At 67.7% G+C, this 23888-nt stretch carries 10 protein-coding genes and 1 tRNA gene; 7 read left to right on the top strand and 4 right to left on the bottom strand.

What is annotated here, in order from left to right; all coding sequences use genetic code 11:
- The first annotated feature begins 109 nt into the window (after positions 1–109).
- Positions 110–1870: a hypothetical protein gene (locus tag LLH23_13490; GenBank protein ID MCE5239483.1), complete on the top strand. Its 1761-nt coding sequence runs from the start codon at positions 110–112 to the stop codon at positions 1868–1870.
- Between the two features lie 72 nt (positions 1871–1942).
- Here the strand turns inward: LLH23_13490 and LLH23_13485 are convergent, their stop codons facing one another.
- Entirely contained in the window at positions 1943–3040 is a 1098-nt protein-coding gene (locus LLH23_13485) for a hypothetical protein (protein ID MCE5239482.1), read from the bottom strand.
- Between the two features lie 68 nt (positions 3041–3108).
- Between LLH23_13485 and LLH23_13480 the strand changes: the two genes are divergently transcribed.
- Positions 3109–3194 (top strand) — tRNA-Leu (locus tag LLH23_13480).
- Between the two features lie 130 nt (positions 3195–3324).
- On the opposite strand, the gene LLH23_13475 is transcribed toward LLH23_13480, so the two are convergent.
- Entirely contained in the window at positions 3325–5313 is a 1989-nt protein-coding gene (locus LLH23_13475) for a hypothetical protein (GenBank protein MCE5239481.1), read from the bottom strand.
- An 86-nt stretch (positions 5314–5399) separates the two neighbouring features.
- Between LLH23_13475 and LLH23_13470 the strand changes: the two genes are divergently transcribed.
- The 3 genes from LLH23_13470 to LLH23_13460 all read left to right on the top strand — a co-directional run bounded on the left by LLH23_13470 (position 5400) and on the right by LLH23_13460 (position 14389).
- Positions 5400–8957, top strand: coding sequence for a heparinase II/III family protein (locus tag LLH23_13470; GenBank protein ID MCE5239480.1), 3558 nt, complete (start codon positions 5400–5402; stop codon positions 8955–8957).
- Positions 8958–9203: 246 nt separating this feature from the next.
- On the top strand, positions 9204–12599 hold the full coding sequence (locus tag LLH23_13465; protein MCE5239479.1) for a DUF5696 domain-containing protein: 3396 nt from the start codon (positions 9204–9206) through the stop codon (positions 12597–12599).
- A gap of 191 nt (positions 12600–12790) precedes the next feature.
- Positions 12791–14389 (top strand): DUF4091 domain-containing protein, encoded by a 1599-nt coding sequence (locus LLH23_13460; GenBank protein MCE5239478.1) that lies wholly within the window; start codon positions 12791–12793, stop codon positions 14387–14389.
- 94 nt (positions 14390–14483) lie between these two features.
- Here LLH23_13460 and LLH23_13455 read toward each other — a convergent pair whose 3' ends face one another.
- Both LLH23_13455 and LLH23_13450 read right to left on the bottom strand, forming a co-directional pair.
- Complete coding sequence (locus LLH23_13455; GenBank protein ID MCE5239477.1) at positions 14484–15821, bottom strand: GDSL-type esterase/lipase family protein; 1338 nt, start codon at positions 15819–15821, stop codon at positions 14484–14486.
- Positions 15822–16113: 292 nt separating this feature from the next.
- The gene (locus LLH23_13450; GenBank protein ID MCE5239476.1) at positions 16114–18711 is read right to left on the bottom strand and encodes a DUF4838 domain-containing protein; all 2598 of its coding nucleotides are present in this window, start codon (positions 18709–18711) and stop codon (positions 16114–16116) included.
- Positions 18712–18841: 130 nt separating this feature from the next.
- Between LLH23_13450 and LLH23_13445 the strand changes: the two genes are divergently transcribed.
- Together LLH23_13445 and LLH23_13440 are read left to right on the top strand one after the other, a co-directional pair.
- Positions 18842–19996, top strand: coding sequence for a hypothetical protein (locus LLH23_13445; protein MCE5239475.1), 1155 nt, complete (start codon positions 18842–18844; stop codon positions 19994–19996).
- Positions 19997–20087: 91 nt separating this feature from the next.
- Positions 20088–23813, top strand: coding sequence for a beta-galactosidase (locus tag LLH23_13440; GenBank protein MCE5239474.1), 3726 nt, complete (start codon positions 20088–20090; stop codon positions 23811–23813).
- Positions 23814–23888 lie beyond the last annotated feature (75 nt).

Below are 23888 nucleotides of genomic sequence, written 5' to 3'. Positions count from 1 at the left end.
ATATGCTTAGTTCGTCTGAGTGGCGGTTGACCCGGCCGATGCCGTTGCCAGCCGCCGCTTTGGTCGTGGGCATAGCCGCACACGCCGAACCCGGGGAAGGTGAACGCTGGTGCACAAGCGGCTGATCCTGTGCGCGCTGATCGGAGTGCTGTGTCCGGCGCTGCTGTGTGCACAGCAGGGGGTCCGTCCCGAGCAGACAGTCCCGTTCACGCACTGGGCCTACGATGCGTGCGAGCAGATCTCCAAGTACGGCATCATCATCGGCTATCCTGACGGCACGTGGCGTGGCGACCGGCCACTGACGCGCTATGAGTTCGCCATGGCCGTCACCCGCCTGACTGATCTCTTCTACGCCCAGGGCGCCCCCAGGCAAGGCAAGGACGGGCCGCCCGGGCCTCCGGGGCCGCGCGGACCGCGGGGACCGGCGGGCATGCCGGGACCCGAGGGACCGCCCGGGCCCGAGGGGCCGCAGGGCAAGCCGGGTGAGGCGCCTCTGGATGAGACGCGCATCGCGACTCTCGTCAATGATCTACAGCGCGAGTTCAAGAACGAGATCGAGCAGATCCAGATGGACCTCGACCTGATCGAGCAGAAGGTCGAGGACCTCGACGTGCGTGTGGACGTGCTGGAACGCAAGCAGGCGAAGGTCGAGCCGTTCGGCTGGCTGGATTACCGCATCGGTCTGCAGAACTCCGCCGCGGCTTCGCTCAGCACCTCTGGCGTCCGGACCGCCGGCGTCGGCGGGCAGGACGGCAGCGTGGACTTCGACAACACCTACGACGCCCTGACCGCCAAGATCGGTGTGCAGGCGAACCTCAACGACCGCATCTCCGCCCGTGTCACCTTCAAGTTCGCCGATTCCTGGGTGCCGCTGTCAGTGCTGGGCGTGGAGACCGGCGAGGGCCCGGGATACACGAACCTGCCCGGCCAGCGTCCCCACGGCTACGGCAACAACGACATCTGGCTGGACGAGGCCCTGGTGGACATCCGCGCCGGGGGCTGGTGCGCCGGCCAGTGGACCATCGGCCGGCAGTTCCAGTCGTACGGCATGGGCCTGATGGTCAACAATGAGCGGCGTTCCCAGCAGGGCATCCGCTTCCGCAAGCAGGGGCTCTTCAACCGCAACCTGAACCTGGACACCTTCTTCGGCGGCGGGAGCTACGACTTCCTGCCGTTCGAGCCGGACATGAGCGACAGCGATGTCTACCTGAGCGGCCGCCTGGAGTACCGCCGGCCGCGCTGGTCTGTCGCCGCCAACTTCATGCCCGACGGTGCCGGCGACGAGATCGTCTACGGCGCCGATGTGTGGATCAACCTGGGCGACGACCGCAACATCTACGTCGAGTACGCCCAGCAGCGGCACCACGTGAACCGCTGGCGCTACAAGGGCCACACGCCGCCGGACGCCCTGGCCATCTCGGTGGACCTGCTCAAGACGCGCGACTTCGCCCTTACGGGCTTCTACTCCACGGTGGACCCGGAGTACGACGTCGTCTACTCCAGCATCCACCCGTACTTCGAGTTGATCGAGGGCGGCGCGCTGAGCAACCACATCTCCTGGGAGCGGTGGCTGCGCAACCCGATCACGCTGACGAACTTCGAGGTCTATGGCGGGACGCTGTCCAGCCATGTCGGCGACATCCCGTTCGAGCTGTGCCTGTACAAAGTGAAGAAGACCAGCGAGTGGTGGTGGGAGTCGCAGTACGCCGCGGTGGATTACGACTTGCTGTGGGCCATCAACATCCACAAGGCCCTGGCCCACGGGGCGAATGTGGCGCTCACCTATGCCGAAGAGCGCGCTTCGGGACACAACCCGGCTGACACGGCGACCAATCGCCTGCTGCAGACGCAGTTGACCGTCGGCTTCTGAGAGCCACGCGACACCGAACCGAAGAGCCCGCCATCCTGGCGGGCTCTTTCTGTTGCGGGAGCCCGGCCCTCCCTACCCGCCGTAGGTGCGTCCGTACTCGTAGAGCGCTACGATGTTCTCGACGGGGATGTCCGGTCCCACCGTGCTCGTCGGGCCCAGGAAGAAGCCACTGCGGCCCCGACAGGCGTCTATGCACCGCTCCACCTCACGCTTGACGTCCTCCACCGTCCCGTGCGGCAGCACGTCACGCACCGAGACGCTGCCGTACAGGATCAGCGGCTCGCCCCAACGGTCCTGCATGGCGGCTAGCTCCTCCAGCCGCACGTGTTGGTGCGGGGGCAGGTAGCTGTCCTCCTGCAGGCCCTGGAAGCCGTTGATCCCGGCTTCCAGCAGCCGCCCGATGATCGGGTTGATGTTGCCGTCGGAATGCCAGATCTTCTTGACTCCGGCATCGTTGAGCGGCTCGAGGCAGTAGCGCAGGTGCGGGAAGTAGATCTCGTCCAGCAGGAGCGGGCTGACCATCGGCCCGGCGTTGTCGCAGATGTCCTGGCCGATGTAGACGAAGGGGGGTGGCCCGCCCTGGCCCTGGGACGCCACGAAGGCCTCATTGCAGCAACGGCTGGTCTCGGCAGCGCAGCGGAACAGCTTGCTCATGCTCTCGGGGTACAGCGCCAGGGCCTGGTAGTAGTTCTCGTAGCCGAACTCCGAGTAGTACATGAAGGGGCAGTCGCGGGCCTTGGCGTACGGCAGAATCAGGATGTCCTCTCCCCCATCCGCCTGGCACTGGAGCCAGTCGGCTCGGACCGCGTCCAGATACCCGGGGAGGTCGAAGCTACGGCGCACTTCCTCAGGCGTCGGCAGCCCCTCGGCGTAGTCACGCACCTGCTCCGGGCTGGCGTACGCCGGGCGATCGCGCTGAGTGAAGAGGCTCTCGCGACCGCCGCCCATGTCGGTGCTGACCTCGGCGGCCTTCGGGGTGACGATCTGAATGATGAGGTCCACGTGCAGCGCGCGAGCGGCCTCGACCGCCGCGCGGCGCGGCTCCGCCAACGGGTCCAGCCCCGAGAGCTTCCGCAGGGCCTCAGCATGGGCAATGAAGCCCCCCAGCATCGGCACGCGGTCGGTCTCCCCGAAGCACAGAGCGGTAAGAGCGCGCTCACGTCCGGTCATGGTTGGCTCCCTGTCCGAATCTTTTTGACACGAGGCCGGAGTTTCCCTATAATGTGCACGTTCGACCTGCCGAAGTGGTGGAACTGGTAGACACGCAGTCCTCAGGAGGCTGTGGGCACTGCCCGTGCCGGTTCGAGTCCGGCCTTCGGCACCATCTGAACATTGGAGCGGCTGTCTCGCAAGGGACAGCCGCTTTTGCGTTTCGGTAGGAGCGCCAGCATCCTGCTGGCAGGGACGGCATGCCGGCTGGAAGCCGGCGCTCCTACGGCACGGCCTCCTACGGCCTACGGGTACAGGAAGTGGTCCTGCAGGCCCGTGAAGGCCTCGATAACCAGCCACAGCGCGATGTTGAAGAAGTCGCCCAGGATCAGGCCCAGGAAGAACGGGCGGCTCTTCTCATAGACCGGGATGCCGCCGTAGCGCAAGACCACGCTCTTGACGGCCCAGGCCACTAGGGTCGAGAACCACATGTTGCGCATGGCGAAGGTGGCGGCCATAGGGTAGCCGAGGGGGTGCAGCGGCCACCACAGGAAGCGGCCCCGCAGGGCCTGCAGGGCGACCATGCCGGCCGCCCCGACGCCCATGAAGGCGACTTTCATCGTGACCGGGCCGGTGGGGTTCATCAGGAACTGGCCGGTGACGCGCAGCGGCTCTTGCGGCACGCCCACCCAGCGCCAGGTGCTCAGCCCGATCCCTCCGCCCGGCGTCAGGTACGACATGGCGGTGATGGTGATGAAGGAGGTGATGACGCTGAGCGCCACGCCCCACATCATCGAGCCCACCACGCCCCGTGGCTGCAGTTCCCGGGTCTCCAGGAACTTGAGGGAACTCATCACGTTGGGCATCATCAGGCAGCGCCAGTCCATCGTCAGGAACCGCAGATAGCCCATCATGTGCCAGTCGCGCGCGCCCAGGCCACCCACGCCCAGGGCGTTGCGGATGACCATCCGCGGGTCCAGCGGCGTCCCGATCCACACCGTCCCGCCCTCACACACCAGTCGCGACAGCCCGATCGAGTACAGGAACCACAGGCCGAAGTACAGCAGCGTGGCCTTGGGCGACATGCCGAAGAGCTGCCACCAGGCGACGATGAGGGCGAGACCGACCAGCAGGCCGAAGATCGCCACACCCGGCGGCAGGGGATCGTGAGGATCGTCCCGCTGCCCGGCCAGCGCCCGCTCCCACAGGCGCCGCAGATGCCGCCGCCCCACCCACAGCGACCCCAGGGCCAGCGCCAGCAGCGCCCCGCTGCTCTGCTCCTCCAGGAACGGGAAGCCCGCCAGGGACGCTGAACCGCCGCCCCCGAGCCCCAACGCCGTCCCCAGCACCGCCTCCGCCTTGCCGATGAAGTAGAAGAACCAGAGCCCGAAGGAGATGTCACGGGAGAGCAGGTAGGCCAACCCCACAGCCATCGGGTAGAACCACAACCCCAGCGGCCGCGCGGCGTTCCAGGGCTTGGCGGTCAGGTTGGCGTCGAGGCGGACGTCGCGGATCTTCAGCTCGGGCACAGTCGGCCAGTACTGGTGCAGACTGTTGCAGGCGTGCAGGAGGGTGGGGATGGCGAAGCCCAGCCACATCAGCCGATCGCGGAAGAAGGGATGCAGCGCCGTGGGTGCCCGTCCGCTTGCCGGGTCCGTCATGGCGAGGGGGACGTAGTTGAGCGGGAAGATCAGGCGCTCGTTCTCAACCCACTGGCGGCGCAGCACGACGCAGATGCAGATCGTGCACCAGGCCATCAGCAAGCCCAGCAGCGACCACATCGCCAGCGGCCGGACCCACGGCTGCCAGGGCACGGTCCAGGTCGGCGGCATGCCCTCAAAGGCGTACTTGATGACCAGCTCGTCGCGCGGGGCGAACCACGGCGACTGGGGCACGTAGGGCTGCAGCAGCTCCGTCCAGGGCTGGTCGGGCGTCCCGTAGTAGAACGGCGCGGTGACCAGCGCTGGGATGAAGTGTGTGAACCCGATGCCGACCACGCCGCCCGACACGATCAGCATGGCGTAGATGAGCAGCAGCTCGCCGCGCGAGAGCGTCAGCCGCCGCGAGATCACCCGCAGGAGGGTGTTCACCACCACCACGATGACCAGCCAGACGAAGAAGCTGTTGATGGGCGGCGTGGACTGCGTGACCTGCGTGCCGTGGACCCACAGTTCGGCGAACTGCGTGGCCACCGCCAGGATGATGACGCTCAGCAGGCCAACCACGACAGCGCGGAGGGTGTAGCTGGGCCGGGCAGGAGTCGGGGATGCGGGCGAGGGCGGGGAGGAACTCATGAGGGGTCGAGTCTTCGACGGACGGAGGAGGGTCTCCTGCACGGCGAGAAACCTCGCGGGTGGGGCAATGCTGTACGAAGGTAGTCATGATGCGAACCATACTCATCTCTTCTCTGCTGGCCGTGACGCTCTGCAGTGTCGCGCCGGCCAAGCAGGGCCGCACCTACTACACCGAGGCCGAGGTCAAAGCGGCCCTGGAGAAGGTGCAGAAGTACCCGTGGGCCCAGAGCATCGCGCGTTCTGCCGAAGCCGGGGCCCAGCGCTGGGTCAGCATGTCCGACGAGGACCTCTGGAACTTCGTGCCCCCGCCGGGGCAGTTGCGCGCGCTGAATGTCTCGTTTGGCGTGGACTGCCCGGTCCATGGCGCCGAGATCTTCCGCAAGGGCGGCCACTACCCGTGGACCATGTCCAGCGACCGGCCGTTCAAGGTCAAGTGCCCGGTGGGCGGCGAGGAGTACCCCTCCAACGACTTCCAGCCCTGGAATGACCACAGCATCACCGACGAGCCGGAGCGGGGACCGGGCTACGTGGACAACGGGGCCGGGTGGGTGGATGACAAGGGGCGACGCTACTGGTTCGTCGGCACCTATGTGTTCTGGCACCGGTGGCAGCGGGAAGTGCTGCCGGCCATCCCGGCGCTGGCGCAGGCCTATCTGCTGAGCGGCAAGCCCATCTACGCCCACAAGTGCGCCGTGTTGCTGGGGCACATCGCCCAGGATTGGGAGAAGTACGACTACCCCACCCAGGCCTACCACAACGGTCAGTGGCCCGCGCGGATCAACGGCCGCATCCTGGACTACATCTGGTCCACCGGGACCGTCGGCAACCTGGCGAAGGCCTATGACGCCATCTACCCGGCCCTGACCGACCCCGATACGGTGGCGTTCCTGAAGGGCAAGCAGATCGAGAATGCCCGCGACTTCATGGAACAGAAGATGCTGCGGGTCATGGCCGCAGACATCATGCGGGGGTTCATCCAGGGCAACATGGGTATGCACCAGCAGGCCCTGGCGACCCTCGCCATCGTGTTCGACAACCAGGAAGAGACCAGGGGCCCGACCACCAAGCAGATGGCCGACTGGATCATGACCGGCAAGGGCGACTCGGAGTACCTGCTGTGGAACGGTTTCTACCGCGATGGCCACGGCGGCGAGAGCTCGCCCGGCTACTCGAGCGGGTGGGTGTCGAACTACTACACCGTGGCCGAACTCATGCCGAAGCTGGGGGTGGACATCTGGGCCAACCCGAAGCTGAAGAAGATGGCCGACATCGGGATTGATCTGACGGTGGCGGGCATCCGGTCGCCGGCCATCGGCGATGCGGGCTCGATCATGGGCGCGGGCAAGGTGGCCTGGGCGGCGAGCATCCAGGGGCCCGCATTCACCCAGTACGGCGACCCGCGCTTCGCCAAGGCGCTCAAGCTCATCGGCGCCCAGAGCGAGGGCCTGTGGGAGAGCCAGTTCGACCCCGAGCAGGTTGACGCAGTGGTCGCGAAGGAGGGGACCGACCTGGGCCTGAAGACCCGCAACCTGGGGGGTTACGGCCTCGCCATCCTGGAGAGCGGCGAGGAGGGCCACCGGCGGGGGGTGTCGATGTACTACGGCCACGCCGGCGGCGGCCACGGCCACCGCGACCGCCTGACCATCGAGATGCAGGACAGCCGCTTCAAGGCGCCGGTACTCAATGACATGGGCTACCCGGCCCACTGGCTCACCAAGAACACGTACTGGACCAGCAACACCGTCAGCCACTATGACGTGGTCGTCAACCAGAGCGGGCAGCAGACGATGTACGCCGGCAGCCTGAACACGCTGGCCTCGGCCCCCGGGCTGCAACTGGCGGACGCCTCGGCCGATCAGGTGGCGTACCCGAGCGCGACCAGCCTCTATCGGCGCACTCTGGGCCTGATTGACCTCTCCCCCGACAGCTCCTACGTGCTGGACATCTTCCGCGTCAAGGGCGGCTGGGAGCACGACTACAGCTTCCATGGCCCGGCGTTCCCGGATTTCTCGGTCAGCGGCGGCCAGCCGGGGCCTGTGCAGGCCAAGGGCACGCTGGCCGGCGAGGACGTGGCCTTCGGGGAGAAGCCCCAACCCGCCTCGACGGGTACCGCCACTTTCGTGCTGCGCAGCGGCGAGGGGGTCCTCAACGACAAGCGCGACTACGGCGCGCGGTCGCTCGAGGGCTGGTCCACGTACTACTCGGGCCCGGAGGCGCTGTGCCGCAAGGTGGGGGCCGTCATGTCCGTCAAGGCGGCGCTCCCGGCCGGCAAGACCAAGCTCTTCCTGCGCGCGTATGACTACAACGCCGGGACGAACGTCGTGGACATCACCGCCGGGGGGCAGACCCGGGCCTTCAAGTGGGAGCCGTCGGGGCGCGTGGGCTACGTCTGGGTCTCCCAGGTCTATGACTTCGCGCAGCCGGTGGACAAGATCACGCTGACGGCCCGCGAGGTCGGTCAGAGCTACATCCTGCTCGAGGGGCTGACGGCCACGACGGACCTGCAGGCCGAGGAGCCTCGCATCTGGGACCCGGCCGACAGCGGCTTCCAGTACCTGTACAACGTGCGGCGGATGAAGCCGGCGGGCGCGTGGTCGGCCACTTGGCGCAACCCGGAGGACAACCTGGCGCTGACCATGACGATGCCCGAGCAGACCGCCCAGGAGATGATCCTGGCCGATGCCGAGCCGGAACTGCAGCCGGGCGCGCCCAAGAGCCTCCAATACGTCCTGGCACGCAACACCGGCGAGGAGGATGGCCTGGCCTCGACGTTCGTGACGGTGTCTGAGCCACACCAGGGCGCGGCGCAGGTCCAGACGGTCCGGCGCCTGCAGGCGCCGCAGGTGGAGCCGGGGACGGTGGGCCTGGCGGTGGAGTTGCAGGAGGGCCGCGATCTCATCCACTCGTCACTCAACCCCGGTGAACCGGTCGCCTGGCAGGACGGCAAGACCACGTTCCGGGTGGCCGCGGAGTTCGCGCTGGTGCGTCTCGACGCGGAGGGGGTTCGCTCGGCGTACCTGGTCAACGGGACGCAACTGCAGATCGGCGACTTCGCGCTCAAGGCCGCCCCCTCCCCCGCCGGGCAAGTGGTGGCCGTGGACCATGCCCACAACAGCATCACCGTGGACACCGCCGTGCGCAGCCCGGAAGCCTGCCGCGACCGCGTCGTCATCCTGGGCAACGAGCTCCACCAGACCAGCTACACGATCAAGCAGGCGGTCGTGAAGGGCACGCAGACCGAGCTGCAGTTCGGCGATGTGCTCTGCCTGGTGGGCATGGGCAAGGTCACGGCCGTGGACCAGAAGGCGGGGACGGTCAGCACCGACACGACGCTGTCGGGGTATGGCCGCGTGGACGGCGGCCGGCACCAGGGGCGCTGGCTGTACAACGAGGACAAGTCCCAGGGCTTCCGCATCGCGAAGTTCGACGGCACGGCCTTCAAGCTGGAGCAGGTGACAGGCGATCTGGCGACGATCTTCAGCGATAGGGACGGGGACGGCCTGAAGCGCTTCTGGGTCAGCGACATCGGCCCTGGTGACACCTTCCGCCTCCCGGCCACGACCTACGTCGAACGCATCGGGCCGGGGCAGTACCGGGTGCAGATGATGACGGAGGTGGAGTTGGGAGTGAGGAGTCAGGAGTAACGACATCCTCACCCCCGGCCCCTCTCCCTCGCCTGCCTTCGCCCTGCGGGCTACGGCAGGCTCCGGAGAGGGGGCAAGGCTTGGGGCAGCCATTGCGACCGCCGACGCAGTGCGTCTTCGCAGCCACAACGCAACACTTGGCTCCCCTCTCCGGAACGAAGCGAAGCGAAGTGAGGGAGAGGGGCTGGGGGTGAGGACGCCGTTGCCGTTCTGCCGCATGCACACGCCATCTCACAGGAGGCTTCCATGCGTGCCGCTATCCTGCTGTTGCTGGCCGTGACCGCGCCCGCGCTGGCCGCACCGGTTGTTCCCATCCCGCCGGGTGAGACCTCGCTGCTGGACATCGGCATCTACCGCGTGGGCTACCAATCCTATGGCGGGGAAGTCGTGATGATGCCCGACTCGTGGGTCGGGCACTTTGAGCCCGTCGCCGGCATCTCCTACCTGCCCGGCGACACGGTACTGGGGCGCAAGTCGCTCCTGCTCCATTCCCCCTGGCACATACCCCCCGGCCGCACCTTCGCTGACTACCCCCTGGAGCTGCCGGATCTCAAGCCCCTGGCGCTCAGGTTCGGCATCGCCATGCGACCCGATGTCGCCGCGCCCGACAAGAGCGACGGCGTGACCTTCAGCGCCTTCGTCATCACCGGCGACAAGGAGACGGAGCTGTTCCGCCAGCACCAGGCCGAGGCCAGGTGGGACGACAAGACGTTCGACCTGTCGGCCTATGCCGGGCAGAAGATCGTGCTCCGACTACAGGTGGAGCCGGGACCGGCGAAAAGCCCCTCCTTCGACTACTCGTACTGGGGCGACCCGAAGGTCGTGGCCGGCTCGCCACAGACCTCGCGCGCCGAACTGCTGCGCAGCCTCCTGGCGCAGAAGGCCTACCGTGCCACTGCCGACGCGGACCTGCGCGCCCTGTCGAACAACCCGGCCGCCGGGGTCACACCCAGCAACTTGCTCAAGTGCACCAACCGCATCGTGAAGAGCGGGACGGGCTATGACTTCATCTACGAGGGTGCGGACGCGAAGGTCGTCCTCCAGTACCGCCCGCAGACCGGCACGCTGTCGGACTTCACGTGCGTCGTGGACGAGGGCCCAGCCTTCGTCCCGGCGTCCGAGGGCGGCGTGTTCGCCGAGACGAAGGAGGGCGATCGCGTCAAGCGTGTGCTGCTGACCGGCGGGAAGCAGACACCCGTGCTGCAAGGCAGCGCGCTGCAGGTCGCCTGTGAGTACCCCCTCGCGGGCCAGACGGTGGCCGTGCGATGGACCTTCGGCATGGTGGGCAAGGCGCTGACGGTCAGGGCGCAGTGCGACCAGCCGGTGCTGGTGGGGCTGTCGCTGGGGCGGGTGACGCAGGCGCCGCTGCGCCGCACCGTGCCTGTCCCCTACCTTCCCTATGGCGGGGCGCTCTTCTATCTGCCCTCCCCGGGAGTCTACGTGTGCCGCTATCTGAACTGGAAGACCACTCACGCCTCGACCTGCCCAGGCGGCGAGGCGAACTATGACCCGAAGACCGACGGCACGCGCAACCCGCTGCTCGAAGAGGGCTACGTCGCAGTCTCGCCCACCGTCGGCGAGGTGCTCCCGAACATCCCCTGGCAGCCCTCGCCCTATCTGAAGCTCCTGGGCGACCGTATCATGCTGGACGTGTGGGGCCACCACAAGGGCACCTTCGAGGGCAGCGCCGACAACCTGCGCGATCTGAAGGACAACGGCGTGGACCACGTGGCGATCATCAACCACGTCTGGCAGCGGTTCGGCTACGATGTGAAGCTGCCGGACCACGTGCCCGCCAACCCCAAGCTCGGCGGCGATGAGGGCATGATCGCCTTCGGCAAGGCGGCCAACGACTGCGGCTACGTGTGGTCAGTCCACGAGAACTACATTGACCTGTATCCCGATGCGCCGTCGTATGACGAGACGGCGTGCGTCCTGCGGGCCAATGGGACCAAGAGCCTCGCCTGGTACAACCCCGGCACGAAGGTGCAGAGCTTTGGCCTCAAGTGCAACCGCGCCCGGGGCTTCGCGGAACAGAACTCGCCCGTCATCCACAAGACGTATGGCACGACGGCGGGGTACCTGGATGTGCACACCTGCGTGCCGCCGTGGCACCAGCTCGACCATCAGGCCGACCAGCCCATGGCGGCGATGTGCCAGGCCAAGGTGAAGTATGATGGCGAGCTGTTCCAGTACATGCGCGACACGCACGGCGGCCCGATGTTCGGCGAGGGGGCGAACCACCTCTACTGGGCCGGGCGGTGCGATGGTGTCGAAGCGCAGGTCGCCGGGGGCGAGGACCACCGGCCGCTGCTGGAGCTGGACCTGCTGAAGCTGCACCCCCAGATGGTCAACCACGGCATGGGCTACTACGAGCGGTGGTTCGCCGAGGGCCGCAACTCGGGCTGGGGGCACACGGTCGGCAACGTCGAGGACGTGGACAAGTACCGCGCCCAGGAGCTGGCGTACGGGCATGCGGGGTTCATCGGCAGCATCTCGACCGACAACGTGCAGTGGGTCGCCAAGGAGCACCACCTCTGCCACCCGATCCAGGCTCTCTACGGTACGGCGAAGCCCGTGGCCATCGGCTATGAGGTCGAGGGACAGATCGTGCCGGCGAGCATCGCGCTCGCGGTCGGGGATACCTCGCGCCAGTGCATCAAGTACGACAGCGGGCTGAAGCTGTGGGTGAACTGGCGGGCCGAGCCGTGGAAGATCGGCCCCGTGACGCTCCCGCAGTGGGGCTTCTGGGCCGACGGGCCGCAGACGAACGTCTGGACGGCGCTGTACGACGGGAAGCTGGCAGACTACGCCGATTGCCCCGAGTATGTCTTCGCCGATGCCCGCACGAGCTTCGACATGCCCTACCGCCGGGCGGCGGTGGACGTGGAGCCGAGGCTCAAGGAGCTCAAGCCCCTCGGCGGCAACCGCTTCGCCATCACCTATGAGTGGATCGTCAACGCCAAGCTGGAAGATGACTACCACTGCTTCGTGCATTTCACGAATGAGAAGACGACGAGCGGCAACGCCGACATCGCCTTCCAGGGCGACCATGCCCCGCCGAAGCCGACCAGCCAGTGGCAGCCGGGCGAACGGATCGTGGACGGGCCGTACGAGGTCGCTGTCCCCGATGGGCCCCTCACCCAGTTCGACATCAACATCGGCCTGTACAAACAGCACCGGGTGAGCCTCAAAGGTCCGAACGCCGGGGGGCAGCGCATCCTCCTGGGCGCCCTGGACGTGACCCGCGAGGGCGAGAAGGCTACCTCGGTGCGCCTGGCCGACAGCGCCGAGCGCATGCGACAACTCACGGTGACAGCGCTGGACTTCACCGCGCACATGAACCCGCCCGGCACGATGGTGGACTTCGGCAAGATCGCCACCGACGGAGCGGTCAAGGTGAACCGGGAGAAGACCCGCCTGGCGGTGTTCCCCTACCCGCGCGAGCGGCAGTTCACAGTGACGCTCTTCCTGCCGGCATTGGCGCCCGGCGCCAAGAGCGACTGGCGCAACGTGCAGGTCCGGGCGCTGGCAGCCGGAACACAGACGGACATGGGGAAGGTCGAAGCGAAGCTGGACCGGGGCCGCCTCACGTGGCAGTGTGGCGGCAAGGGCGTGGGACGGTATGTCGTGACGTGGTAGCTGCGGACCCAGGCACAACCGACAGAACCAGTAGGGCAGGCGGCCCCGCCTGCCCGGCCACTCAGGGCGGGGTGTTGGCGCAGCCGACGGGGACCCCGCCCGACGGGGCACCCGGCCCCGACAGCGCGGACGAGGCCGCCCGCGCTACTGATACGAAGGTGCCGTCCGCTACCGACACAAGGAGAACGATGATGCTCAGGATTGCTCTGCCGCTGCTGATGCTCTGCGCGATGACGGGCGCGCTCGCGCAGACGCCGGTCGTCTGGGTCGCTTCGCCGTGGCAGCACGTACTCAAGACCACTGACCCGGGCACCGCGACGCGGGTGACGCTGACGGCCGCGGCCAACGAGTACGAGCCCTTCCGGATCATTGTGCGCGCGGGGGCGCAGGCGCTGCCGGACGTGAACCTGACGCTCCCGGCCCTCCGCGGCAGCAAGGCCAGCATCCCGGCCACGAGGCTCATGGCCTACCGTGAGCACTACCTGAACGTCTTCGAGCCCAGCTACCGCTCCAAGGCGCCGACCGGCTGGTACCCGGATGCGCTGATCCCCTTCGTGGACCCGCTCACCGGGAAAGAGCTGCAAGGCGCCAAGTATGATGCCGCGCCCTACACCATCGAGACCAACAGCAACCAGGGCTACTGGATTGACGTGTATGTGCCGAAGGGCACGCCGGCGGGCGCCTACCGGGGCGAAGTGACCGTCACGTCGGCCGGCAAGGCCCTGGCGAAGGTCCCGGTCACGCTGACCGTGCGCCGCTTCGCGCTGCCGGACACCATCGCCATGGAGTCGGACTTCGGGAGCTTCGGCGGGGTGGCCAAGAAGCTCGGCCTGGACCCCGCCTCACCGGAGTTCGCCGCCGTGCAGGACCAGTACATTGACTTCTTCCTGGCACATCGCTGCATGCCCGCGAGCCTGGGCAACATCTGGCCCACGGTCAAGGAAGACGGGACGGTGGATGACAGCCAGACCGGGGAGCGGCTGCGCCAGCTCATCGAGGAGAAGCATGTCAACTCGCTCCGCATGCCCTTCCCATGGGGCAGCGGTCCCGAGAAGTGCAAGGCGACACTCAGGGCGCTGGCAGGCTATCTGCGCCAGAAGGGTTGGCTGAAGCTCGCGTACATCTACCTGCGCGACGAACCGAACAACGCCGAGGAGTACGAGACTGTGCGGCAGCAGGGGGCGCTGATCAAGGAGGCCGATCCGGGCATCCGCCGCATGTGCACCGAGCAGACCGTCTCCTCCAACCCGGCGTGGGGTACGTTGTATGGCGCGGTGGACGTCTGGTGCCCGCTGTGGGGCCTGTTCGATGAGAAGACCGCCGCGGAGCGCCAGGCCGCCGGCGAGACGCTGTGGAGCTACACGGCCCTGTGCCAGGGCAAGAACCCGCCGTTTTGGCAGGTGGACTTCGCCCCGGTCAGCTTCCGCGCCCCGTTCTGGATCAGTTGGCGCTATGGCATTCAGGGCTTCCTGTACTGGTCGAGCGTCTACTGGGGGCCGTATGAGGACGTGTGGAGCAAGCCGCATTTCCGCGACAAGTACTGGGGTGAGGGGATGCTGGTCTATCCCGGCCCGGAGGCAGGGATCAGCGGCCCGGCCCCCTCGATCCGCCTGAAGCTCATCCGCGAGGCGATGGAGGACTACGAGACCATGACACTCGCGGCCAAGCAGGGGCACAAGACGAGGGTGGATGCGATCGTGGCGGGCCTCACGCGCTCCTTCGAGGACTGGGAGCAGAACCCCGAGGCGTACATGGCGGCGCGGGAGGAGATCGCGAAGCTCATCCACTGACACCGAGGGGGCTGGCCCTGCCGACATTGTATGCCGGCGGGGTCAGCCCCCTCTGCGACCGGCTACGCCGGCCGCCGCCGGGGACAGACCCCGGCTACTTCTCCGGGAACAACGCCATGAGCGCGTCCACGAAGAGCTGCAGCCCCTTCGCCTCCGGGTGGTTGATCCAGTTCGCCTCGTAGATGATGTACGGGAGGCCCTGGCGCCACAGGCGGCACCAGCGGGCCGAGCCGTCGGCCAGCGCGATGCTGTGGTCGGCAGCGTACTGGCGCAGGTCGCGGACGTATGGCCGGGGGTCGTCGTCCACGCGCGGGTCGTCGAGCTTCATCCAGTCCGGCCGCACCAGGTGGGGCGTCAGGAAGATGATCTCACTGCCGTTGCCGCCGATCTTCTGGACAATCTCGTCATACTGCTTGACCAGCGCCTCGCCGCTCAGATACGAGTCATTGACGAACTCGATGACGACGAGGTCGGGCTTGGGCTCCAGCACATCGCGGACGAAGTCGAACTGCGCCCCGCGCGGCTGGTCCATGTAGGTCCTGCTGTTGCGCCCGCCCCAGCCGGCTGTCCTGACCTCGACCTCGGACTGTGGAAAGCGCTCGTGCAGCTCGACGCCGAAGCGGTTCTGGTACCAGTACTGCGGCTGGCCGCCGCAGCCCGAGCCGGCCGTGACGCTATCGCCCCAGGCGACGATCAGCACCTTCTGCCCGTTGCGTAGCTTAGCGAGCGTCTTGGGCAGAAGCTTGTCAGCGACGGGGGCGGCGACGACCGGCGCCTCCGGCTCGATGGGGTACAGGTTGATGTCAGCCAGCTTGGCCGTCGGGCCCTGTAGCCAGACGCGGGCGATGGCTGTCTCGCCCTCGGCGAGGGTCGGGGGCCGGGCCATGTTCGGGGCGGGCGTGCCGGGGACGACCTTCACCTGGCCGGCCGCGTCCACGACGATGCTGTCGAGCCGGCAGGGGACGTAATCGTAGTCGAGCCACACCTTCTGGCTATCGCCAAGCGGGCCGCCCTCGACGCGGCCAACGCCCGTCCAGTACTCCTCCACGCGGACGTCCTTGCCGGGCTCGAAGATCTGCGCCGCGCCGGGCCCGGCTTTGACCTTCAGGCTCCCCGCCACGAGCAACCCGGTGCACACGCACTCCTGGGCCAGCAGAGCCTTCGGGTGCAGCCCGCGCCGCCACGGGCCGGTCTTCTCGTCGTACATCGGCAGGCGCGGCGTCTCCTCATCGCGCACGGAGACGACGGCCACAGGGGCGATGGCGACGGTAACGGGTTCGGCCAGCGTGATCTGGCGGCCGCCGAGCGTCACTTGCCCGGGACCAACCTTGACTTGCCAGTCGCCAGCGACCTCGACGGGCATGCCCTTGTGAGCGGGCATGGCGCAGGCCACGGTCGCCAGGACGAGGAGGAGGACTGTGAGTGTCAGCATAGGATGCATCATCTGCTCCCATTACGTAGGTGTGCCCTCTCCCCGCCGATCTGAGGAGGGAGGGGCTCTTGGGACCGGGCACTGAAGTGCCCGGCTGTGGTGCGGCCCTGCGGGCCGCCAGGCGTCCGGCGGACGCCGGCAAAGGCAAGATCAGGAGGGGGGATGCCGCAGGACGGGGGCTTCCGCCCCCGCCTAGGCTAAGCCGCGCCTCCGGCGCTCAACGGCCCCGCCTCCAGCCATCCCCATCCCCATCCCATCCAATCCCCATTCATCACTCATCATTCCGCACTCATCACTCAAACAGTATCCACCCCCGGCTCAGCGGGTCGGCGTGGGCGCGGAGGCTGGAGAACCAGGCGGAGATGCGGGTCTCCTTGCCCTGGTGCGCGTTGCGGACGAAGTTCATGCGGATCAGCGTGTCCGGCGCGGGCTTGATGCCCAGTTCGTCCAGCGGAATGCGCACCTCGCCGGTCCACTTGTCGGGGTAGACCTTCGCAGCCCAGGAGGCGTTGAAGTTCTTGGCGAGATGGGCGGCGTAGTCCCCGCTGCCGTCGGTGTCGTACTGGTCGAAGAACGCCCCGGCGGCGTTGAGGATGAACTGGGCGTACGGCTGGGCCTCCATGCCCTTGTTGACGAAGATCTCGACGGAGTCGTCCTTCCAGGTGTTGCCGTCGCGCGGGGCCGCCTGGACGACCAGGCTGCTGGTGTCCTGCGGGCATTCCAGGCCCACGACCAGGCTCTTGCCGTCGTGCACGAGGCGGACCTTCGTGACGAACTCGGAGGGCTGGCTGCTGCCCCAGACAATAAAGTCGGTCAGCACATCGGCCCGCTGCCAGATGGGTTCGTCCAGCACCCCGTCCACCTTCATCGGGCCGTCAGCCTTCGCCGCGCAGCCGACCTTCAGGGCCATGTCGCGGAGCCGGGCCACCGTGGCCCGGTACTTCTCCGAGCCGCCCTGGCCGAAGATATCCGACACCCGGCGATCCACGTTGGCGCGGATCTGCGGTCCGTTGAGCTTGCCCTCCTTGCGGGCGAGCGCCACCGCGTCATTGGCCACCGTGCAGGCGAAGTAGCGGGTGGCGTTGGTCTCGGCGCCGCCCTTGAGCGGCTCAAACCAGCCGGCGAGGGGCGGGAAGTAGGCGACGGGGTCCTTGGCGGTGAGTTCGCGCATGACCTTGTCGCCATCCACGGTGGAGACATGATCGGCCATCTCGCGCATGGCCTGAGCGATCTGCTCCATCGGCGCCTGCTTCTCGATCAGCTCCTGCACCTGCGCCCCGGCCCAGTAGTTCGTCCCGAGGATCAGCGTGAGTTCCCACGTCTTGCGGAAGAACTGGATCCGCTGCTTGACCAGGTCGCTCTGGGCGAGCTTCGCCGCCTCGTCCAGGCAGGCGGTCATCTCGGCCATGATCTTCGGGGGGAAGATGGCGAACTGCGCCGGGTCGCCGGCGAGGCGATAGGCCCACGCGCCGTGGCCCTGCTGGTGGGCCCAGGCGTCCTCGGCCAGCTTGAAGTACCGCTTCATGGGCGCGGCCGCTTCGCGGAACATGCGCTCATTCCAGTCGGCGGTCAGGGCGTCCACGCTGACCTTGGGGTTCCAGACGATCCGCGACATGACATATAGCTTGGGCCCGTCCAGGCCCCAGTTGGGGTAGACCTCGGCGTAGAAGCCGCGGACCTTGTGGGCCACGGCATACTGTACCGCCTGCTGGAAGAGGTGGTTGTAGATGCGCGGGACCGCGAAGCCCACGCCGTAGGCGTAGTCATAGATGCCCATCTGCGTGGTGTGCTGCGACCACCACTTGACGAGTTGCTGGTCCTGGGCGCGGAAAGCCGGGTCGAAGTAGTCGGCGCGGTTGCTGGTGAAGTACGGGATGATGTTGCGGTGCAGCTTCATGCCCGGCGGGGGTAGAATGGCCGCGGAGTACGCCAGGCAGCCGAGCTTCTTGTCCGGGTAGTCCTGCTCCAGGTTCGCCGCGATGCGGTTGAGCCAGGTATAGAAGAGCACGGACTTGTCGCCCGAGAAGCCGTGCCAGGAGGGCATGGGCTTGTCAATGGCCTTGCAGGCGGGGCATTCGCACCAGCCGCCGCCGTCGTTCATCCCGTACGAGAACGACTCGAGGCTCGGATCGTTGCGGAAGGCCTCGCGGGCGGCGTCGGCGGCCACCTGCACGGTGCCCTCGATGCCCATGCACGGCTGCCAGCTATTGTCGTCCTTGCCGCCGGGCTTGTAGCGCTCCGTGCCGTGGATCGGGAAGTACTCCGGGTGCATGGCCCAGTACTTCTCAACGGTGAAGATGTTCAGCAGGTTGTGGTGGAAGTTGTAGCGGCCGTGGATGCGCTGGCGGAGGTTCCACACGCCGCCGTGGTGCGCCCCGCTCCACAGGCGGGAGAGCACGACGGGGGTGTAGGTCCTCTCCCCCACCGGGGCCAGGATCGTCTGGCACTGCGGCACATCCTCACCCAGCGGCCCGGGGATGAGCCAGCGCACGCCGACGACGTCCTCGAGGAACTGGCAGACGGCCCAGTACGTGCTCCAGGGCTGCGGCCCGGCCAGCATGATCCGCTCGGGCGTGATGGAGACGAGGTAGGCATCGCGGTCCAGCCGGCGTAGCTTCGTCCCCAGGGCGCGGTTGGTGGCCACGGTCCAGCCGACGTAGATCGGCAGGCCCATGTTCACGTCATACGCGCGTTCGGACACCGTCCGGAAGTCCTTGCCGGTGGCGCGCTTGAGGTACAGGGCCAGGTCTTCGACGGCCTGTTTGGCTTCCTTGTCGGCGTCCTTCTGGACGACGATCACTGCCTGGCCGGCATCACTGAGCACCGGGAACGAGGCGGCCGCCGCCGGCACGACCGCGACGAAAACGAGCAGCGCACAGAGCACACGCATGGCAGTCTTCCTCCGTGAGGTGCGGGAGGTTTCGGCGCCGGGGGCCGTGGTTCCTTGCCGGCGGAGGAAATGGGAACGCCCCCGCCGAAGCAGTCCCCTGTCGGCCGGGTGCACGGCAAGGGAGGCGCACATGAAGCGGATACTCGCCACGGGCCTGTGGCTCGTACTCATGGGGATGTGCGCGTTGGCGGGGGCGGCCGCCGCGGCGCCTACCGGCGTGCAGGTCGCTGACGGCGGGCAGCAAATCAGGCCGGTGACCGAGGGGCCCGCCGCCGGGAGCGATCAGGTGGGCCACAGCCTGATCCTGAGCAACGGCGCCGTCCGCTACGGCATCAGCTACAACGGCTACTGGGACCAGCAAGGCGGCGCGAAGGCGACCGCCGAGGGCTACCTGGGCATGCCCGTGCCCGGCAGCACCAACTGGTATGGCGGCGGGTTCATGGATGTCGTGGCCAACGGCAAGTCCCTGGGCAACACGCGCCCGCTGCCGCTGCGGGTGGTTGAGCGCGGCGAGCGCGGCCTGATCGAGGTGCTCTTCCCCGCCCAGCCTACGCCTGTGCGCCTGCGCTTCCTGCTGGAGCCCGACACCGACTACCTCGCCTGCGAGGTTGCCGCCAACGCCCCCCTGACCTCGCTCAGCCTCCAGTTGCGCTGCTTCCCCAGCTACTTCACCAGTTGGAACAAGCGCGACGGCTGGCGCCAGGTCATCGGCCCCTCGGGCACGATCGAGCAGGGCAAGGACGCCACGCTGCAGCCTGCACAGGACTGGTGGCTCTTCTATCAGGACACGGTCTTTGACTTCGCCACGAACGCCGATAGTGCCGGTCCGTGCGCGGTGCTGATGCTCCCCGAGCAGGCCCAGAGCGCCCGCGTGACCGTGGGGAGCTACCCCGTGAGCACGGGCCTCACGTACAAGCCCGGCCTGCGCTCGGTGCGGCTGGCGTTCTGGGACTTCTACCGCCAGGCCAACGCCCCGTCCCTGCAGCACCTGCGCGCGATCGCCCCGCAAGTGGCCGACCGCTTGCGCAAGCTCGACTTCAATGACACGGGCGTCTCGGGCTTCAACGTCCGCGGGGAGCGGGCCAAGCTGGACGACCTGATCGCCCACTCCAGCGACCCGGCCAAGTGGAAGCAGGCGCTGGTGCCCATGTTCGAGGCGATCGCGACGGCCGCAGAGGCCTACAGGGGCGGGGACTTCGTCGCCGAGCAACGGGCGGCCGAGGCCATCGCCAAGTACCGCGAGGCCCTGTGGGACCTGAAGTTCGATGCGCTGTTGACGGACTGACGAGGAGCGCGGGCTTTCCAGCCCGCGCCTTCAGCCGTTCGGTACACGCCAACGCGGGCTGGAAAGCCCGCGGTCCACGAGGAGCCGACCGATGAACCGCTTGCTCGCCGTCGCACTCGCCCTGCTGCTGGTCACGCCGCTCTTTGCGTATCGCATGGAGCCGGACTTCTTCCAGATCACCGAGGAGTACGTCTCCCCGCACATCGCGTGGGCCAAGCCCTACGCCGGCGGCAAGGTGCGCGCCCTGTTCATCGTGCCCCGCTACTCCGTGCGCGAGGTCATCGAGTTGGCCGAGCGCATGGACCTGGACTACCAGGTGGTCGAGTGCCTGTCGCAGGACGACCTCGGCTGGACGTCCGGCAGCGGCCCGTACGCCCCTGCCGACGGCGCCTCGTATGAGGAGACGGCGGCCGACCTCGGCCGCAAGCTCCAGGGCGACTACGACGTCATCGTGGCCGGGATGATGACCTGGGACAAGCTCCCCCGCGAGCATCTGTACACGCTCATGGAGAAGGTCCGCAACGGCACCGGGCTCGTGGTGGGCTACCACAAGTTCGGGCGCAACAAGCTCGTGGACCGGCTGTTCGCCAAGCCGCTCGTAGGCACCACCACACCGCCCAGTGCCGCCGCCACAACAACGCCCTCTACCGCGACGACAACACCGCCCAGTGCCGGCGTCTCGCCGGCCCAGGCGGTCCTCGGCGGCGTCCCCCTCGCGGCGCTCCCCGTCCTCGACCAGATGAAGCCCGAGGAGATCCTCGAACTCCGCCAGTTCCGCGAGGGGCGACTGGCCCTCCTCAACTACCCCGGCCGTCCCATCTACGAGTTCATCACCCCCGTGCTACCCGACTCCGACCAGACCTCGTGGCGGGAACTGCACTACGACTACTACCAGTCGCTGGCTATCCGCGCGATCCAGTGGGCAGCCAGGAAGGAGCCGAAGGTCACCCTCACGGCGTTCGGGCCCGGGGCGACCTCCGTCGAGCGTGAGGCGCTGCCGAAGACACCGCTGAAGCTGAGTGTGCAGGGGGCCCCCGGCGACCTGCAAGCCACGTTCACCGTCCGCAACCTGGACAACCATGTCTTCCTGACCGCGACACGGCCGGTGAAGGGCGGAGCGGCGCAGGCGGCCCTGCCGCTGCTGCCGGCCGGGAAGTACTTCGCCGATGTCATCGTCCGCCTGGGCAGTGCCACGGCCAACTGGGCCTCGACGGCCTTCGAGGTCACGTCGGCGCTCAACATCGCCTCCCTGACGCTCGACAAGCCTGCCGCGAAGGACGGGGAGGTCGTGACGGCGGAGGTCAAGCTCTCCGCGCCGGCGCCGGCGAATACGAAAGTCGTGCTCTCGGCGGTGGATACCTACGGCCGCGAGATCGTGCGCCAGGTAGCAGCCGTCCCCGTGGGCCGCGACGCGCTGCAACTGCCCTTCTCCCTGGTGGCCCCCGTCTCGGAGTATGCCCGCGTCACGGCCTACCTCGCACCCGCCGCCACCGGCAAGCAGCCGATCGCGGAGGCCGCCATCGCCCGGGCGGATGCCGACCTGTATGTGCCCCTGCAGCGCAGTCGGGGCAACTACGCCCATGCCGTGTGGAGCGCCGCCAGCAACTACAACTCCTTCATGCGCGCCCTTCAGATGCGTCAACTCGACGCCTGCGGCGTGGACATGCACACCAACGGGCCGACGAAGACGCCGGGGCAGACCTGGCTACAGCGGCACAACGTGGACAACATCCCCTACGCGACCCGCTACTCGTACGACGGCAAGGAACTGGTGCGCAAGCCGTGCCTGACCGACCCCAAGTTCCTCACGGGCCACCTGGAGAGCCTCACCAAGACCGGCGCGGAGCTGGCCCCGTACGGTCCGCGCGCCTATACGCTGGGCGATGAGTGCTTCCTGGCGCGCGACGCGGTGGACGTCTGCTTCTCGCCCTCGTGCACGGCCGATCTACGCGAGTGGCTCAAGACGCAGTACCCCAACGTGGCGGCCCTGAATGCCTCGTGGGGGACGAGCTATCAGAGCATGGACGAGGCCGAGCCGATCACGCTGGCGGACGCCCGTAAGCTCAACCAGCCGGCGCGGTGGGTGGACCATCGGCGGCACATGGAGTTCGTCTACGCGCGCATGATGGAGCGGGCCAGGCAGGCCATCCGCCAGGGCGACCCACAGGCCGAGGTTGGCTTCGACGGGCCCTTCTCCACTGACAGTTGCTCGGGCAACGATTGGTGGCAGCTCATGCGGGCCTTCACCATGTGCAACGTCTACTTCCACCAGCCGACCCAGTGGGAGTTCCTGCGTTCCTTCGCCAAGCCTAACACGCTCCTGGGCCTGTGGTATGGCGGCTACTTCGAGCACCGCACCGAGGACGAGGAGCGCATGTGGCCGTGGAAGGGCATCCTCAACGGCTTCAACAGCATGTGGTGGTATGCGGTGCAGCATGGCAGCCGGTCGGTCTGCCCGATGGATGCCATCACCCCCAGCGGCACCGTGTACCCCGCGTTCCGCTGGGCCAGCGAGGAGATGAAGGAACTGCGCGCCGGCGAGGGCCAGGCGCTCATGGCGGCCAAGCGCGAGGACAGCGGCATCGGCGTCCACTACTCGCAGGCGTCCCTGCACGCCTCGACCTGGGACCCATCGTGGGGGCGGCTGGACGGGATCTGGCTGCAGACCTTCGGCGCCCTCGAGGACATGGGGCTGCAGTACACGTGCTATGCCTACGAGCAGATCGAGCAGCGGGGGATTGACCCCAAGCGCTTCCCGGTCTTCATCCTGCCCTACTCGCAGGCCCTCTCGCCCCGCGAAGCGGCGGCCCTGCGCACGTACGTGACGGAAGGCGGCTTGCTCATCGCCGACGTCCGCCCGGGCGTGTGCGACCAGCACGGCAAGCCCCAGAGCCCCGGGATGCTCGATGACCTCTTCGGCGTCAAGCGCATCGCCGGCAAGGGCGTGCTCAAGAACCAGACCGGGTCCGTCGAGAGCAACGGCAAGCGTCTGGAGTTGACCCGCCTGGACGTGGATGAGGCGGTGCAGGTGGCCGACGGCAGGGCGTTCGGCCAGGCCGGAGAGACGCCCCTTGTCATCACGAAGACCACCGGGAAGGGCCGCGCGGTGCTGCTCAACTACGGCTTCGCAGCGCCCTACAGCCTGCGCCTGTCCCCGGAAGCGCTGCCCCACTGGCAGGTGCTGTGCGACCTGCTGGCCACCAAGGGCGTCAAGCCGCCGGCCTTCGTCGTGGCGAATGGCGACCCGCTGCGTCATGTCGAGACCGTGGTCTTCCACGGCCTCGCCACCGAGTATGTGGCGTTCCTCAAGTACCGCAACAGCGCCGCGGAGCAGCCCGTAACGGCGACCGTCACGATGGACCGGAAGCAACACACCTATGATATGCGGACCGGGCAGTACCTGGGCTACGTGTCGGAGTGGCAGACACAGTTCACGCCGGCGCGGGCCAAGCTCTTCGCCCGGCTGCCGTACGAGGTGAAGGGTCTCACGGCCAGCGCCCGCGTGACAGCGGGCGGTCCGGGACGTCCCGCCCCAGGCGGTCAAGTCGGGCCGACGGTGGACTGCGCCATGCAGCTTGTCCAGACGGGCTCGGCAGGGGCGCAAGTGATCCAGGTACAGGTCTTCGGGCCGGACGGCCAGGAGCGACGCGAGTACGGGCGCAACGTGTGGACCAAGGGCTCCAGCCAGCCCAAGGAGGACGGGACGGCGACCTGCCAGATACAGTTCGCCCTCAATGACCCGCCCGGGCAGTGGAAGATCGTCGCCCGCGATACCATCAGCCACAAGACGGCCGCGGCGATGTTCAAGCTACCGTAGACACAAGGCCGTGGGTGCCGCGTCGTGTGCGGCGGGCCCCACGGCCAGCGGCGGGGTCCGCCGCCTCTGCAGGAG

Source organism: bacterium (genome assembly GCA_021372615.1).
In the GTDB taxonomy this organism is placed as follows: domain Bacteria; phylum Armatimonadota; class Zipacnadia; order Zipacnadales; family UBA11051; genus JAJFUB01.
The sequence above is the reverse complement of the archived record's forward strand: the minus strand, read 5'-3'. Positions and strand labels throughout refer to the sequence as shown.

Excerpts from the sequence above, each read along its gene's own strand:
- LLH23_13485 (MCE5239482.1), bottom strand. The coding sequence starts at position 3,040 with ATGACCGGACGTGAGCGCGCTCTTACCGCTCTGTGCTTCGGGGAGACC.
- LLH23_13475 (MCE5239481.1), bottom strand. The coding sequence starts at position 5,313 with ATGAGTTCCTCCCCGCCCTCGCCCGCATCCCCGACTCCTGCCCGGCCC.
- LLH23_13470 (MCE5239480.1), top strand. The coding sequence starts at position 5,400 with ATGATGCGAACCATACTCATCTCTTCTCTGCTGGCCGTGACGCTCTGC.
- LLH23_13465 (MCE5239479.1), top strand. The coding sequence starts at position 9,204 with ATGCGTGCCGCTATCCTGCTGTTGCTGGCCGTGACCGCGCCCGCGCTG.
- LLH23_13460 (MCE5239478.1), top strand. The coding sequence starts at position 12,791 with ATGCTCAGGATTGCTCTGCCGCTGCTGATGCTCTGCGCGATGACGGGC.
- LLH23_13455 (MCE5239477.1), bottom strand. The coding sequence starts at position 15,821 with ATGCTGACACTCACAGTCCTCCTCCTCGTCCTGGCGACCGTGGCCTGC.
- LLH23_13450 (MCE5239476.1), bottom strand. The coding sequence starts at position 18,711 with ATGCGTGTGCTCTGTGCGCTGCTCGTTTTCGTCGCGGTCGTGCCGGCG.
- LLH23_13445 (MCE5239475.1), top strand. The coding sequence starts at position 18,842 with ATGAAGCGGATACTCGCCACGGGCCTGTGGCTCGTACTCATGGGGATG.
- LLH23_13440 (MCE5239474.1), top strand. The coding sequence starts at position 20,088 with ATGAACCGCTTGCTCGCCGTCGCACTCGCCCTGCTGCTGGTCACGCCG.